This is a genomic window from Chryseobacterium flavum (assembly GCF_003385595.1).
GTDB classification, from domain to species: domain Bacteria; phylum Bacteroidota; class Bacteroidia; order Flavobacteriales; family Weeksellaceae; genus Chryseobacterium; species Chryseobacterium flavum.
This window is the reverse complement of record NZ_QNUE01000005.1, coordinates 105,814-120,302: the sequence shown is the minus strand read 5'-3', so window position 1 is coordinate 120,302 and position 14,489 is coordinate 105,814. Positions and strand designations below refer to the sequence as shown.

General features: G+C 36.8%; 12 protein-coding genes. 6 read left to right on the top strand and 6 right to left on the bottom strand.

Annotation, left to right across the window (positions count from 1 at the left end):
* Positions 1-80: 80 nt before the first annotated feature.
* Positions 81-986 carry an AraC family transcriptional regulator gene (locus DRF59_RS07660; RefSeq protein WP_115958410.1) on the bottom strand — a complete coding sequence of 302 codons (906 nt, stop codon included), beginning with the start codon at positions 984-986 and terminating at the stop codon, positions 81-83.
* Between the two features lie 123 nt (positions 987-1,109).
* On the opposite strand from DRF59_RS07660, the gene DRF59_RS07655 reads away from it, so the two are divergent.
* The 3 genes from DRF59_RS07655 to DRF59_RS07645 are packed head-to-tail and all read left to right on the top strand — an operon-like array spanning position 1,110 to position 6,290.
* Positions 1,110-2,339, top strand: coding sequence for an MFS transporter (locus DRF59_RS07655; RefSeq protein ID WP_115958408.1), 1,230 nt, complete (start codon positions 1,110-1,112; stop codon positions 2,337-2,339).
* A gap of 2 nt (positions 2,340-2,341) precedes the next feature.
* Positions 2,342-3,823 (top strand): trehalase family glycosidase, encoded by a 1,482-nt coding sequence (locus DRF59_RS07650; protein ID WP_115958406.1) that lies wholly within the window; start codon positions 2,342-2,344, stop codon positions 3,821-3,823.
* A 22-nt stretch (positions 3,824-3,845) separates the two neighbouring features.
* On the top strand, positions 3,846-6,290 hold the full coding sequence (locus tag DRF59_RS07645) for a TonB-dependent receptor (protein ID WP_115958755.1): 2,445 nt from the start codon (positions 3,846-3,848) through the stop codon (positions 6,288-6,290).
* A 78-nt stretch (positions 6,291-6,368) separates the two neighbouring features.
* Here the strand turns inward: DRF59_RS07645 and DRF59_RS07640 are convergent, their stop codons facing one another.
* The gene (locus DRF59_RS07640; RefSeq protein ID WP_115958404.1) at positions 6,369-7,007 is read right to left on the bottom strand and encodes an MBL fold metallo-hydrolase; all 639 of its coding nucleotides are present in this window, start codon (positions 7,005-7,007) and stop codon (positions 6,369-6,371) included.
* Positions 7,008-7,074: 67 nt separating this feature from the next.
* On the opposite strand from DRF59_RS07640, the gene DRF59_RS07635 reads away from it, so the two are divergent.
* Positions 7,075-8,295, top strand: coding sequence for a type IX secretion system plug protein (locus tag DRF59_RS07635; RefSeq protein ID WP_115958402.1), 1,221 nt, complete (start codon positions 7,075-7,077; stop codon positions 8,293-8,295).
* 364 nt (positions 8,296-8,659) lie between these two features.
* Entirely contained in the window at positions 8,660-10,612 is a 1,953-nt protein-coding gene (locus DRF59_RS07630) for a M4 family metallopeptidase (RefSeq protein ID WP_115958400.1), read from the top strand.
* Between the two features lie 76 nt (positions 10,613-10,688).
* Here DRF59_RS07630 and hemH read toward each other — a convergent pair whose 3' ends face one another.
* From hemH to DRF59_RS07615, 3 genes are read right to left on the bottom strand one after another with little or no spacing between them, the layout of a single operon-like run.
* Positions 10,689-11,717 (bottom strand): ferrochelatase, encoded by a 1,029-nt coding sequence (gene hemH / locus DRF59_RS07625; RefSeq protein ID WP_115958398.1) that lies wholly within the window; start codon positions 11,715-11,717, stop codon positions 10,689-10,691.
* Positions 11,718-11,732: 15 nt separating this feature from the next.
* Positions 11,733-12,260 (bottom strand): NADPH-dependent FMN reductase, encoded by a 528-nt coding sequence (locus DRF59_RS07620; RefSeq protein ID WP_115958396.1) that lies wholly within the window; start codon positions 12,258-12,260, stop codon positions 11,733-11,735.
* Between the two features lie 11 nt (positions 12,261-12,271).
* Positions 12,272-13,150 (bottom strand): NifU family protein, encoded by an 879-nt coding sequence (locus DRF59_RS07615; RefSeq protein WP_115958394.1) that lies wholly within the window; start codon positions 13,148-13,150, stop codon positions 12,272-12,274.
* Positions 13,151-13,313: 163 nt separating this feature from the next.
* Here DRF59_RS07615 and DRF59_RS07610 point away from each other — a divergent pair, with 163 nt between their 5' ends.
* Positions 13,314-13,850 (top strand): gamma carbonic anhydrase family protein, encoded by a 537-nt coding sequence (locus tag DRF59_RS07610; RefSeq protein WP_115958392.1) that lies wholly within the window; start codon positions 13,314-13,316, stop codon positions 13,848-13,850.
* 119 nt (positions 13,851-13,969) lie between these two features.
* On the opposite strand, the gene DRF59_RS07605 is transcribed toward DRF59_RS07610, so the two are convergent.
* Positions 13,970-14,428 carry a hypothetical protein gene (locus DRF59_RS07605; protein WP_115958390.1) on the bottom strand — a complete coding sequence of 153 codons (459 nt, stop codon included), beginning with the start codon at positions 14,426-14,428 and terminating at the stop codon, positions 13,970-13,972.
* Positions 14,429-14,489 lie beyond the last annotated feature (61 nt).

Genomic DNA, 14,489 nt, shown 5'->3' with positions numbered 1-14,489 from the left:
ATTATTGGTTTAAACTTATACAACATAAAACTGTTCTTTTCTGAGCAGTTTTTTTATTTTTTCTTGATTATCCTTACTAATTAAAAAATGCCCTTACCTTTAATCTCTTTTTCGATCCTCAGATCTACATTAATATCATTGTGAGAAAAATTTTTGATAAACTCTGAAGGCGTTTTTCCTGTATACTTTTTAAACATCCTGTTAAAATACGTTACATTATTAAAACCGCATTGATAGCTGCATTCTGAAATGGATTTGTCCTGGGCCATCAGTAAACAGGCTTTATTGATCCTATATCTGTTCACAAACTCTGTGAAAGTAATCTGTGTTGCTTTTTTGAAGAAATTACAGAAAGCTGGCAGAGTGAGATTAGCCAGTCTGGCCACTTCTTCAATATCAATTTCCTTATCATAATGATGCTCTACAAACGTAAATATATTTTCAAGGCGGGCTTTATTTTTGGAAATAATGGTGTAGGGCATGATTTCTTTATTCAGAAGATCATACTCTTCACATTTGGAAAGCTCAAAAAGAATTTCCAAAAGCAATAAATATCTTTTATAGCCTTCCGCTTCCAGCATAAGCTTCAGTTTTGGAAGCATTACTTTTTTTACTTTATGATGAAAATGAATCCCATATTTTGAAAGCTCCAGGAGATTTTTGATGGATCTGGCTTCTATTTCCTGTTGGGGAAACTGAAGGATCTCTTCTTTAAACTGAAGAACAATTTCTTCATGCGGATCAATGGAATTCAGCCCAAATCCGGAATGAGGAATATTGGATCCGATTAATACCAGATCTCCATTCGTGTAATTACTTTTATGGTAGCCGACATGGCGGGTTCCACTCCCGGAGATCACACATACCAGCTCAATTTCGGGATGATAATGATACTCCCATTTAAATTCTGAAATAGGAGAATTATTATGAATGGTACGGAATGAACTCTTTTCATTAGGAATCACTCTTTCAAAAGTAACTTTCATTTAATTAATCATATTTAATTACTAAAAATACTAATTATATTAATATAGTTCAAATATTCATTTACTGTGTTAAATTATCGTTAATACAAATGCTTCTATCTTAGCCAGCAAGAAATAACCTGAATGAAAAATATTAACATCAAGGCCGTTTTATTTTTGAATTATTTTGTTTTTGCAATTCTTCTGAATTCTGTAGGAACAGTGATCCTCCAGGTACAGCAGAATTTTGGAATTTCAAAATCTTCGGCCAGTGTTCTGGAAGGTTTCAAAGATCTTCCGATTGCCATATGTTCATTCATTCTGGCCTCATTTCTTCCCAAAATAGGAATCAAAAAATCAATGCTGACCGCTCTGCTGCTGGTGAGCTGTATGTGTTTCGTAATGCCATTTACTGATGCTTTCTGGGTTTTCAAATTATTATTTGCCATCGTAGGTGTTTCATTTGCCCTGATCAAAATATCGGTTTTTACATCTATTGGACTGGTAACTGAAACTGATAAGGAGCATTCCAGTTTTATGGGGTTCCTGGAAGGTTTTTTTATGATCGGAGTATTGGCTGGAAATGTTTTATTCAGTTTATACATTGATGATCATAATCCTGAATCTACACGATGGCTGAATGTGTATTGGGTGTTGGGAGGACTTTCAAGCGTATCTTTTTTATTCTTATTCTTCTCAAAACTGGATGAAAAAGAAGCGAGAAATGAAAAAACAAATCTATTGGGAGATTTAAAAAACAGTGCAAGTCTTTTCAGTTATAAAAAGGTGTTGTGCTTTTTATTATGTGCTTTCCTTTTTGTATTGGTGGAGCAAAGCTTCCAGACCTGGACTCCCACTTTTTATAAAGAAATCTTAAAAGTGCCGACATCCATGAGTATTCAGGCGGGAGCGGTTCTTGCAGGAGCTTTTGCTTTAGGGAGATTTTTGTCCGGGTTTTTCTCAAAAAAATTCAGCTGGATCTATGTGGTTTCTTTTTGTGTGATAGGTTTTGCCGTTAGCTTATTGTTGGTTTTACCGTTGACTCATAATATCCATATTGATACTCGAACAAATTGGCTGAATGCCCCTTTGGTTGTGTATTTATTTCCATTAATGGGAGGATTGCTTGCACCGATTTATCCAAGTATTAATTCTGTGATCCTGGCATCGATTCCGAAATATCTGCACAGCGCTATGTCGGGATTAATTGTTGTATTCTCAGCAATCGGAGGAACCATAGGCTCTATAATTACCGGTTTCGTGTTTCAGGAATTCAGTGGGCAACAGGCATTTTATCTGTCTTTGATTCCATTGTCATTACTGATCACTTCAGCAGTTTTCATGAATAAATTAAAAATTAATCCTAAAAAATAACAATGAGTAATCAGCTTTACATAAACGAAATTCAAAATCTCTTTGATGCAGTACAGAGATCCGGAATTTTTGAAGATCAGAAAATGATGACGGATGCAGTTCCTCTGTTTCCTATTGCACAGATCAACAATGATTATGAAAATACAAAAGGCCGTCCTGATTTTGATCTGAAAGATTTTGTGATGTCCCATTTTGACTTTTTAGGTGCCAGAGTCTCAGTTCAGAGAAAAGATCATCTTCCGATTCGGGAACATATTGAAAAGTTATGGGATGAACTCACCCGTACAGCGTATGAAGAAAGAGGTACACTTTTAAAATTACCTAAACCTTATATTGTTCCGGGAGGCCGTTTTAACGAGTTTTTCTATTGGGATAGTTATTTTATTATGCTCGGATTAAAAGCTTCCGGGAGAGTGGAAATGATGGAAAATATCGTTGAGAACTGCTCTTTTCTTATTCAGAACGTAGGATTTGTGCCGAATGCAAGCAGAACCCATTTCCTGAGCAGATCACAGCCTCCCTATTTTTCATTAATGCTGGACCTTCTTTTTGAAACAATCCGGGATGAAGAAATTTATATAAAGTACTATGAAACTCTTGAAAAGGAATATGCCTTCTGGATGAATGGTGAAGAATGGCTGGAAAGCAATTCAAGTGTGAAAAGAGTAGTCAGAACTGCAAAAGGAGACATTCTTAACCGGTATTATGATGCAGAAAATGCACCACGTCCTGAAAGTTACCTGATTGATATTGAAGATCATGAAAAAACAACTGGAGATGAGTTTTACAGAAATATAAGAAGTGCCTGTGAATCAGGCTGGGATTTTTCCAGCAGATGGTTTGCAGACGGACAAAATATACAGACGATAGAAACGCTGAACCTCGCACAGGTTGACCTGAACTGCCTTTTGTGGCATCTGGAAATGACTTTAGCAAAATCTTCAGCCCTTCAGAATCTGAAAGAAAAAGAAAATTATTTTACTGAAAGAGCAGCAAGCCGAAGACAGATGATCAATACATACTTCTGGGATGAAAATACTAAGATTTACAAAGATTATCACACCAAAAAAAACACAAAAACACCGTCTGAACATATTGCTGCTCTTTACCCTTTGTTCCTTGGTATTGCAGACCATAAGCAGGCAGAGGCTGTTGCAGAAGCTGTTGCTGAAAAGTTTCTTTATCAGGGTGGTTTGGTGACAACCACCAGGAATTCAGGACAACAATGGGATCTTCCCAATGCATGGGCTCCTTATCAATGGCTGGGTTTCAGGGCAATGAAAAATTATGGCTTTGATGAACTGGCAGAAAAAATTAAAAATAACTGGTGTTCCAATGTAGAAAGAGTTTATAAAAACACCGGGAAACTGATGGAAAAATACAATGCATTAGACACAGAAACAATAGCAGGCGGCGGGGAATACCCTAATCAGGATGGATTCGGCTGGACGAATGGAGTGTATTTACAATTACAGCAAAACTGAAACTAACAATAAAAATAAGGCTATGAAAAAAAAATCAATCTTTTTAATCGCCGCAACAGCTACATTATATTTTAATAATGCTTATGCACAGGAAACACCGCAGGATTCTGCAAAAGTTTCCTCCATCGATCAGATTGTCATTACAGGAAATTCAAATCCCAAGAAAAAAATAGAATCAAGTACAGCGATTTCCACATTTAATGCTAAAGAAATTCAGAAGCAAAACCCAATCAGTGCAGCGGCTTTACTTCAAAGAGTTCCGGGATTTGCTGTGGAGACTTCAGGTGGGGAGGTAGGAAATAACCTTTTTGCGAGAGGTATTCCTTCAGCCGGTGCATATGAGTTCGTACAGGTGCAGGAAGACGGGTTGCCGGTTTTTGAAGATGGGGCACTTCAGTTTGCCAATGCAGATAATTTCTTCAGGGTAGATAATTCGGTAAACCGTCTGGAAGCGTTAAGGGGAGGTTCCGGTTCTATTTATGCCAATAACTCGCCTGGAGGTCTGATCAATTTTATTACCAAAGAGGGAACTAATGATTTTAAAGGAACAGCTAAACTGGAAACGGGAACCTACGGATTAATGCGTACAGATCTCAATCTGGGAGGAGCCCTGATCCAGGATAAATTGTTTTTTAATGTAGGTGGATTCTACAGAACGGATAACGGAATCAGAAAAACAGGCTTTAAAGCAAACAATGGAGGACAGATCAGAATGAACCTGAAATATGTGTTTGACAAAGGATATGCTAAGGTTTATTATAAAAAGCTGGATGACAGAAATACATTCTTCCTGCCAATTCCTTTGGTGCAGGATGGCAATACCCTGAAAGAGTTTCCCGGTTTTGATCCTAATTATGGAACTTATAGCTACAGAGCCATCAGCCAGCTGAATATTCCACAAGCCGGTGGCGGTTTTTTCAGCCGAAACCTTGAAGATGGGATACACCCGAAAGTTGATGTACTGGGAGCTGAATTTAAATATGATCTTGGAAATAATTTCAGTGTTCTTAACAAAACAAAATATACAAACATTAATATGAGCTATACGGGAATTTTCCCGGCTGGAGGTCCGAAAACAGCAGCCAATTTTGCTCAGGAGAATGGGATTGCCGGAAACACTTTCCAATATTCATTGGTAAGCAACGGAGCTATGGTAAATCCTGCCAATGTTCAGGAATTGGGATTCTGGGCTATAGACAAGCAGATGAGTAATTTTGTCAACGATTTACAGTTCAGCTATAAGTTTGATAAAGGTAGTGTAACTGCAGGTTTTTATAAGTCAAACTGGAAGTCACATCAATACTGGAACTGGAGTAATATCCTGACAACAGCAACAGACAGGCCCCAGTTGCTGAACCTCGTGGATACATCATTGGCGCCAACAGATAAAGGTTATTCCAAAACTTATAACGGTGTGAGTGATATGTCTTTCCTGATCAGAGATTCGCAAATTCAGGGAAGCTTAAATGATCTTTATTTTAATCTTGATTATAATATAACTGATGATTTGAGCTTCAACGGAGGAATTCGTTACAGTCGTGATTTCTATAAAGGATATAAGGTCAGTACAACGACTGCAAATCTGGATAATTCAGGACTTACAACAGATGGAACCCATAGTTTTGCCACAACTACAGCGGATGATAATATGGCGGTTCTGGGTAACAGATATACTTATTGGTATTATGATGTCAACAAGGTTTCCTATACACTGGCAACCAATTATAAAATTAATAGGGAAAATGCAGTATATGCCCGGTTTTCTCATGGTTTCAGATCTCCAAACGAAGAAGCGTATTATAATAATATAGATGACCTGAGCCACATCAAGCCTGTGCAGACCAATCAGCTGGAAGTAGGGTACAAATACTATTCCCGTACATTTGATATCGGCGTGATCCCGTTTTATTCCACCCTTAAAAACCTTTCATTTACAGATGTGTATTCGGATGGAACTTCTGAAAATAAATTTGCCAATACAACTAATATCGGGGTAGAGATTGAAGGATATACAAGGCTGTTTAATAATATACTTGAAGTAACTTTTAATGGTACTATTCAGAATCCAAAGTATAAAGATTTCCGGGGAAGGAATGCTGATGGAACTGCCTTTGATTATGATGGAAATGTAGTAAGAAGGATGCCTAAATTTTATTTCAACATTTCTCCGGCAGTGAATATCACTAAAGAATGGAGAGCTTATGTCAGTATGAATTATTATGGAAAGCGTTTCCAGAATGAAGGAAATACGGATGATAATATTTTACCTTCTTTTACTGAATTTGGAGCAGGAATGTCATATCAGTTAGGGAAAATACGGTTTGCAGTGGATGGAACCAACATCTTTAATACGATTGGGATTACCGAAGGAGATCCAAGATCCCAAATGGATTCAGGAACCAATATCAGAATGGCAAGACCTATTATGGGAGCTGCAGCCAGGGCTTCAATTAATTTAGATTTCTAAATTCTATTTCTTTATAACAACAAAACCATCAGGAATACTGATGGTTTTGTTATTTTTAATATTTTCAAACAGAAGTAACTATTTCAAAAACGGATTATACTGCTTCTCAAATCCTATGGTAGTGGGATTTCCATGCCCTGAGAAAACCTGGGTATCATCATCCAGAATAAAAAGCTTAGATTTAATACCATTAATCAGTTGATCATAATTACCTTTATATAAATCTGTTCTTCCGATGCTTCCTTCAAAAAGAACATCGCCTGAAATCATGAATTTCTGTTCTTCGTTATGATAAACCACACTTCCGGGAGAGTGGCCCGGTACATGATAAATCTTAAATTTTTCGCCATCAAGTTCCATCTCATCACCCTCTTTTACGTACTCTATATCCACTTTTACGGGATCTATTTTCATCCCGAATCTTATACCACTCGCCTGAAGCATATCTAAAACTTCCTGGTCTTCCTGATGCATTTTAACCGGAACTTTAAACGTATCAAATGCCCATTGCAACCCCATAACATGGTCAATGTGGGCATGAGTTAAAAGGATGTTCCGAATATGTAATCCCTTTTCAGTAATAAAAAGATCTATGGCTCTGGTTTCCTGTTCATTCATATTCCCCGGATCAATTAACCAGGCATTTTTATTTTCATTGTAGAGAATGTATGTGTTTTCGCTTGCAAAATTGAATACGAAACCTTGGATCTGAAGCATTTTAATTTTTTATTTCAAAAATACAATATTATTAAGAAAATGGCTATTTTTCGTTATCTTCGTCATAATGAAAACATTGCGAATACTTTTACTTTCTTTGGGTGGGTTGGTGTATGGACAAAATATCCAGAGCATACAGTTGTTTAACCCACAGACAAATGACGAAACTCCCGTAATTAAGTTCGGGGAACAATTGATTTTGAGCTTCGATGACCTTACTAATGCCAGTGAGATATACCGGTATACGATTAAACATTATGACAGAAACTGGAATGATGATAACCTGTTTTTTACAGAGATTGCCAATGGAAGCATGAATGGACTTCTTGATCAGTTTCAGTATTCTTTCAATACTTTGCAGCCTTATACCCATTATAAGCTGACATTTCCAAATGATAAAATACAGCCGAAAATCTCCGGAAACTTTGAGCTTATCGTTTATAAGGATTCTGCAGATAGACCTCTTTTTAAGAGAAGGTTTTATCTGGTGGAAGATGCCGCATCTCTGGGATTGAATATATCAAGAATAGCAGACGCGAAAAACCCTAATGTTAATCAGAGAGTAGAGGTAAAAGCTGTTTCGAAAGGCGGGGATCTTTCCTCGAATGTGAATTCCATGACATTGAACGTAATGCAGAATAACAATCCGAATGTTGTTATTTCCAATCTGAAGCCAAGCTCTGTTTCGGGAAATCAGCTGTTATTTCAGCAGATGAACCTTACCTTTCCGGGAGATAATGAATTCTATTATTTTGATAATAAGAATATGAATACTCCTGCGGATATGGTTCGTGCAGTGGAAGTGAAGGATGGAGTAAACCAGACTTATTTGCATCCTGTCTGGGCCTTTCCTTTAAATTATCAGTATCAGCCTGACGTGAACGGAGCATGGTATTACAGACGGAATGACCTGGGAAGAGAGAGAGAGGCCGAAAGAGAGGCGGATTATTCATGGGTACATTTTTATCTGGATTCAGATCCTGTAGAAAAAGAGATTTATATTCTGGGAGGATTTAACGGTTTTAAGCCAGGTAAAGAAAATCAGATGCAATATGATGCTGCCAGTAAACAATATGTTGCTAAAATATTCCTGAAGCAAGGTTTTTATAACTATGTTCTGGCTACAAAAGAGAGTGACGGATCATTAAATTTTGGTGAAGTAAATGGGAATTTCTGGCAGACTGAAAACCTGTATCAGGCTTTTTTATACTATACTCCTTTCGGAAGAAATTATGATGGCCTGATGGGATATGGTGAATTCCGGACTCCTGTAGGAAATAAAAAATAAATTTTGCCTGCATGCTCACAAATTTATAATCCGTATAGATTTTAATTTAAAAAAGGGATGTCTTCAGAGATGATCCCTTTTATTTTTTTGTAATTCTTAATGCTGTGTTTGGCAATTGATGAAGGTATGAATAGTAAGCTTTGCATAAATAAAAAATTTTAATTCACAAAATAATGATTCCGATTAAAATTATAAACCTAATTTATTTTAACGTATAAAAATATGATTGATAAATTTTATTCTCTTTAAAATCGTTATTATGGTTTGTTTAATGATTTATAATATCAATTAAATTTTTTTCATTCAAAATAGGTTATTATTGTGAAAAAATTATAGATTTGCTTCACATTTAACAAATATTATTATGAAAGCAAAGTTTATTTTAGTGGCAGGTATTGCTGCCAGTTTTTTTGTTTTTGGACAGAATACACCTTCAAAATTAGTTCCGGGTAAAGACGGATTGCACACAGAGTTTATGAGATTCGATAAAAACGGTCCTGATTTTAAAGGAAGACCTGTTTTATTTGATGAATCTTCCCAGAGGCTTTCTGAAGGACAGGGACGTAACCTGGGTGTGGAAAAGGATAAGCTGGGTTTTGAAACCCATAGGTTCCAGCAAATTATCAATGATATTCCTGTGGAATATGGAATGATGGCTGTACAGACTAAAAGCGGTAAAATAGTTGGGCAGACAGGAAAATGGATCCTTAAAATACCGGCAGGAATTGAAAAGAAAGCCAATATTTCCGAGAGTATAGCATTACAAAATGCTTTATCATTTGTAAGTGCTGAATCTTATAAATGGCAGAATAAAGAAGAAGAAGATTTTATTAAGAAAGAAGTAAATAATGTAAACGCAAGTTTTGCCCCAAAAGGAGAATTAGTGTACTATTCAGATCCTACGGATGATAAATTAAACGATTTAAAACTGGCCTATAAATTTGATATTTATGCTGAAAAGCCACTTAGCAGACAATATGTTTTCGTAGATGCCAAAAACGGAAAAGTTTTGGGAATTGATGCCATCATCCATGAGGTAAATACTCCGGGTACAGCTACAACTGGCTATAGCGGCACAAGAAATATTGTTGCGGATTCATACAACGGAAGCTACCGTTTACGGGAAACAGGAAGGAATGGAGGAACATCGGTGGAGACCTATAATCTGAAAAAAGGTACCAGCTATTCGGCTGCAGTAGACTTTACAGATGCGGATAATGTATGGAATAATGTTAATACCAATAAAGATCAGTACGCTACGGATGCTCATTGGGGAGCTGAAATGACATTGGATTATTATTATACAAAATTCGGTAGAAAAAGTATTGATAACAATAACTTTGCGATAAAATCCTACGTTCATTATTCAACCAATTATTTTAATGCATTCTGGGACGGTTCTAGAATGACTTATGGTGATGGAAGCTCTACAACAAACGGAGGCAAGCCATTAACAGCTCTTGATGTTTGTGGTCACGAAATTACACACGGGATGACTTCCAAAACTGCTAACCTGGTATATCAAAGAGAGCCGGGCGCATTGAATGAAGGGTTCTCGGATATTTTTGGAAATACGATAGAAAGGTGGGCAAGGCCTAGTCAGGCAAGCTGGACATTAGGAGAAGATTTCAATTATGTGATCAGAAATATGGCGAATCCTAATGCTTATGGTCAGCCGGATACTTATATGGGAACCTATTGGAAAACAACTACTACTTCAGGTTGCGTAACGCCTAGTCAGTCCAATGACTATTGTGGGGTACATACCAATTCAGGAGTTCTTAATTTCTGGTATTATTTATTGGTAACGGGAGGTTCAGGAACCAATGATAAAGGATTTGCCTATAATGTTTCCGGGATCGGACTGGATAAAGCCGGAGCGATTGCTTACAGAACTTTAACCAGCTATCTTACTTCTACATCCACTTATGCCGCTGCCAGAACTTATTCTCTTCAGGCTGCTGCTGATTTATACGGCGCAGGCAGTAATGAAGTAATTCAGGTTACCAATGCATGGAATGCGGTAGGTGTTGGAGGAGGAACTTCTCCGGCAGGAAAAGTTGTGGCAGCAGATACGCCGCTTTATACAATAAGTCCGAACCCTGCAACAGACAGATTTACCGTGGTTTTTGAAGGCCATGCCGGAAAAGGCACCATAGAGCTGGTAAGTTTAACAGGAAAGAGAGAAATTTCTGAAAAGGTTACTCTGACAGAAGGTACCAATAAAGTGGATGTTCAGCTTCCTTCCAATATACTTCCGGGAGTATATGTGGTGATGGTAAACGGACAGAAAGCAGGAAATCTGATTAAAAAATAAACCAAATCAAGTCTTAATATATTTCAGTTAAAGGCCACAAGAACTTCTTGTGGCCTTTGTTATATAAATTAAATAATTATACCAGATAAAAATCATTCAGTTTTTCTTCACAAAGGATTTTTATGACTTCAATCCATCGGTCTTCATCATTCAGACATGGGATATAATGGAAATTTTCTCCGCCTCCATGCAGGAACTGCTCTTTTCCTTCTACAGAAATTTCTTCCAGCGTTTCAAGACAGTCAGAAACGAAAGCCGGGCATACGATGGCCAGGTTTTTTATTCCTTTTTTACCAAGACTCTCAAGTGTTTCGTCTGTATAAGGCTCAATCCACTTGTCTTTTCCTAACCTTGACTGGAAGGAAACAATTGTTTTTTCTTTAGGTAAATTCAGTTTATCGATGACAAGCTGTGTCGTTTTATAACATTGGTGGCGGTAGCAGAACTGATGACTTGGATTATCCTCCCGGGAACAACAGTCATTAAGGTTACAGGTTCTGGTAGGGTCTGTCTTATAAATATGCCTTTCCGGAACACCATGGTAAGAGAACTGAAGGGCATCAAAATTTTCTGGAAGTTTCTTTTTAATACTCTCTGCAAGACAATTGATGTAAATATCCCTGTTGTAGAAAGGCTGAATATAATTGATCTTCACCTGTGGGAACTTCTTTTTTCTGACTTCTTCAGCTTTTTCAATTACAGTCTCAGTTGTGCTCATCGCATATTGAGGATATAGAGGAAAAAGAACAATTTCAGTGATTCCCTGATCCACCAGTTTCTGAATACCGGTTTCAATACTTGGTTCTGCATACCTCATCCCGATTTCCACCGGAACATCTACTATTTTCTGCAGTTTTTTCTGAATCTGCTCAGTAATGACAATCAGTGGTGAACCCTGATCTGTCCAAACCGTTTTATACGCTTCAGCAGATTTGGCTGGTCTTGTTTTCAGAATAATTCCCTGTACAAGAAGAGCACGAAAGATCCAACGATAATCAATCACTCTTTCATCCATCAAAAATTCATCAAGATATTCCTTTACGTCGTTTACAGAAGTTGACCTTGGTGAGCCGAGGTTTACCAGTAAAATTCCTTTATTATTCAATATTTTAAATTTTAATTATGAAACAGAAGTTATAAAATCTGTTACTAATTTTGATACTTTGGCAAAGGTATTACTTTCCAGTAAGCCATTGCTGTCAAATTTGCCTTTTATCCCTTTTATTAATGCCTGATGTTTATCATCTGCTACAGCACCAAGAGTTTTTAAAATCAATAATAACTCTTCATGTCCTTTTTCTCCGCTTGCAGAAGCGGTGATCACAGCAACCGGTTTTTCAGAAAAAACGGTTGTAGAGACACACCATTCCAATAGATTTTTTAATCTTCCCGGGATACTGAAAATATATTCCGGTGTGGAAAATATGACCCCTGCTGACCTGTTAATATCCTCTCTGATTTTCAGAACCTCTTTCGGAGTGTTATTATCTGTTAACCCGGTATCAAAATGAGGAAGAATAGAAAGATCATCATACATCAGGAAATTTGTCTCATCTGTTTTTTCCACTATCTGCTCCATCAGGTTCTGATTGCTGGAATTCTCAGAAGCACTTCCAATAATGATGACAATTTTCTTTCCGGAAGGCATTGCAAATGTTTTTATCCGTTTACTGCTTCTACTCTTTCTACCAGTTCCGGAACGAATTGTTTTAAAATATTTTCAATTCCGTTCTTCAAAGTAGCTGTAGAACTTGGGCAGCCTGAGCATGCACCTTGCAGAAGCATTTTTGCAGTTTTATTTTCCTGATCATATTCCATTAAAGAAATCTTTCCTCCATCATTTTCCACTGCAGGAGCAACATATTCATTTAAGATGTCAGAAATTTTCTGCTCATCTTCTGTATAATCCCTGTTGATGATTTTTTCAACAGGATTTTCATGTTTTTGAGGCTCTACCTTTGATATTTCACCTCCGTTTTGCAGATAATCGGCAATAAGTGCCCGAACAGTCATCATTACCTGGTGCCATTCTACAGAATTATCTCTGGTAACTGCCACAAAATTATCTGAAATAAAAACTTCTGTTGCAAAATCAAATTCCTTAAAAATGGCTTGTGCCAAAGGAACGTCTCTCGCTGTTTCTCTCGATTTTACCTCTACAAAACCATCCATCAGTAATTTATTTGAAACAAATTTCATTACATTTGGATTAGGAGTCATTTCTGCATAAATCTGATACATTTCTTTTTTCTTCTGAAGGTAAATTCTGGGATTTGCCAGTAATTCATCCTCAATAACATTTTTCAGACTTTCTGCCACATGTTCCCATTCTATGGTGTCCTGCTTAGCTACGGCAACAAAATTAGCCGTAATGAAAATCCTTTCTACGAACGGATAATTAAAAAGCTCCTGTGCTAAAGGAATTTCCGAAATATCTGAGTTTCTGTCCAGCTCCAAAGATCCGGGAATGAGATTGTAGTCTGCTACAAACTTCATTACTTTTGGATTTTCGGTTGGTTCTATAAGTATGGTACGCATTTTTTCGTTAAATTTGAGATACAAAAATACGCATTAGAAGTCAGAAGCTGAAGACAGAGAGTTAGATTTTTGCTATCGCTGTAATTTAGAAGTTAGATACCTGAAATTATAATAGTACATATCATTCTCAAATTGGCTCATTTTCGAATTTCAAATTAATATTATGGCACTTATAAAAAAACTTTTAGGAAAAACACCACAGATTGGAGAAAATACTTTTTTAGCAGAAACAGCTACAATTATCGGGGACGTTACAATGGGAAGAGATTGTAGTGTCTGGTATAATGCAGTGATCAGGGGTGACGTACATTATATTAAAATGGGGGATAAGGTAAATGTTCAGGATAACGCAATGCTGCACTGTACGTACCAGAAACATCCGCTGAATATTGGAAATAATGTTTCAATAGGGCATAACGCGATTGTTCACGGATGTACGATTAAAGACAATGTATTGATAGGAATGGGAGCCATTGTTATGGATGATTGTTTGGTGGAAGAAAACTCTATTGTAGGAGCCGGATCTGTAGTTACTCAGGGAACTCATATTAAATCCGGAGAAGTCTGGGGAGGTGTTCCCGCTAAAAAGATAAAAGATATCAATGCTCAGTTACTGGAAGGTGAAGTTAACAGGATTGCTGATAATTATGTGAAATATTCTTCGTGGTACAAGGAAAATGTGAAAGATTACGAATTATAGTCTGCCATTGATATTGTTTCAATATAATATTATACTACAAAACTCCATCATATGATGGAGTTTTGTATATCAATCCCTGTGTAAAAACTCCTGACGGAATGATATATAACCTTTGCTTTTTATTGTGAATTATTGTCTGCGGTAATGAGCCTTACTTTTCCATTCACACATTTAAGTGAAGTCGGAGGCATGATCACCATACAGTCGGACATAATATTATATTTCTCATTAAAAACCCTTACCTTATCTGTATATTCATTAATTCTGGGTAAAATGGAGTTTTCAATTTTCTTAGGATAAGCAATGTATAGCTGAGGCCCGCCACAGGATTTTACCCCCATAGGAGCAAACGTCCATTCACTGGCATCTGTACATTTTTCTCCTGAAACTTCTGATTCAATGGACGCCTTTATTCTATCCAGCTGTGCCTGGTCATATTTCTGACTTTCCTCATCTGCCGGTCTTTCCGAAATATCGATTGGAAGATTAGTGTTGATGTTTTTTGAGGAATTACAGGAAACCAAAGTAAATGTAGTACATAATGCTATCGCTGGTATATGTATGAAAAATTTTTTCATTATAAACATTGTTCTTTTTAATAATTTTCAAAACTTATGCCAAGGTAAGAAAATCAAATCA

What these genes read in the sequence shown, in the direction of transcription:
- DRF59_RS07640 (WP_115958404.1), bottom strand. Translation starts at nt 7,007, where the DNA reads ATGCTTCAGATCCAAGGTTTCGTATTCAATTTTGCAAGCGAAAACACA.
- DRF59_RS07610 (WP_115958392.1), top strand. Translation starts at nt 13,314, where the DNA reads ATGGCACTTATAAAAAAACTTTTAGGAAAAACACCACAGATTGGAGAA.
- DRF59_RS07620 (WP_115958396.1), bottom strand. Translation starts at nt 12,260, where the DNA reads ATGCCTTCCGGAAAGAAAATTGTCATCATTATTGGAAGTGCTTCTGAG.
- DRF59_RS07660 (WP_115958410.1), bottom strand. Translation starts at nt 986, where the DNA reads ATGAAAGTTACTTTTGAAAGAGTGATTCCTAATGAAAAGAGTTCATTC.
- DRF59_RS07650 (WP_115958406.1), top strand. Translation starts at nt 2,342, where the DNA reads ATGAGTAATCAGCTTTACATAAACGAAATTCAAAATCTCTTTGATGCA.
- DRF59_RS07630 (WP_115958400.1), top strand. Translation starts at nt 8,660, where the DNA reads ATGAAAGCAAAGTTTATTTTAGTGGCAGGTATTGCTGCCAGTTTTTTT.
- DRF59_RS07605 (WP_115958390.1), bottom strand. Translation starts at nt 14,428, where the DNA reads ATGAAAAAATTTTTCATACATATACCAGCGATAGCATTATGTACTACA.
- DRF59_RS07615 (WP_115958394.1), bottom strand. Translation starts at nt 13,150, where the DNA reads ATGCGTACCATACTTATAGAACCAACCGAAAATCCAAAAGTAATGAAG.
- DRF59_RS07635 (WP_115958402.1), top strand. Translation starts at nt 7,075, where the DNA reads ATGAAAACATTGCGAATACTTTTACTTTCTTTGGGTGGGTTGGTGTAT.
- DRF59_RS07655 (WP_115958408.1), top strand. Translation starts at nt 1,110, where the DNA reads ATGAAAAATATTAACATCAAGGCCGTTTTATTTTTGAATTATTTTGTT.
- DRF59_RS07645 (WP_115958755.1), top strand. Translation starts at nt 3,846, where the DNA reads ATGAAAAAAAAATCAATCTTTTTAATCGCCGCAACAGCTACATTATAT.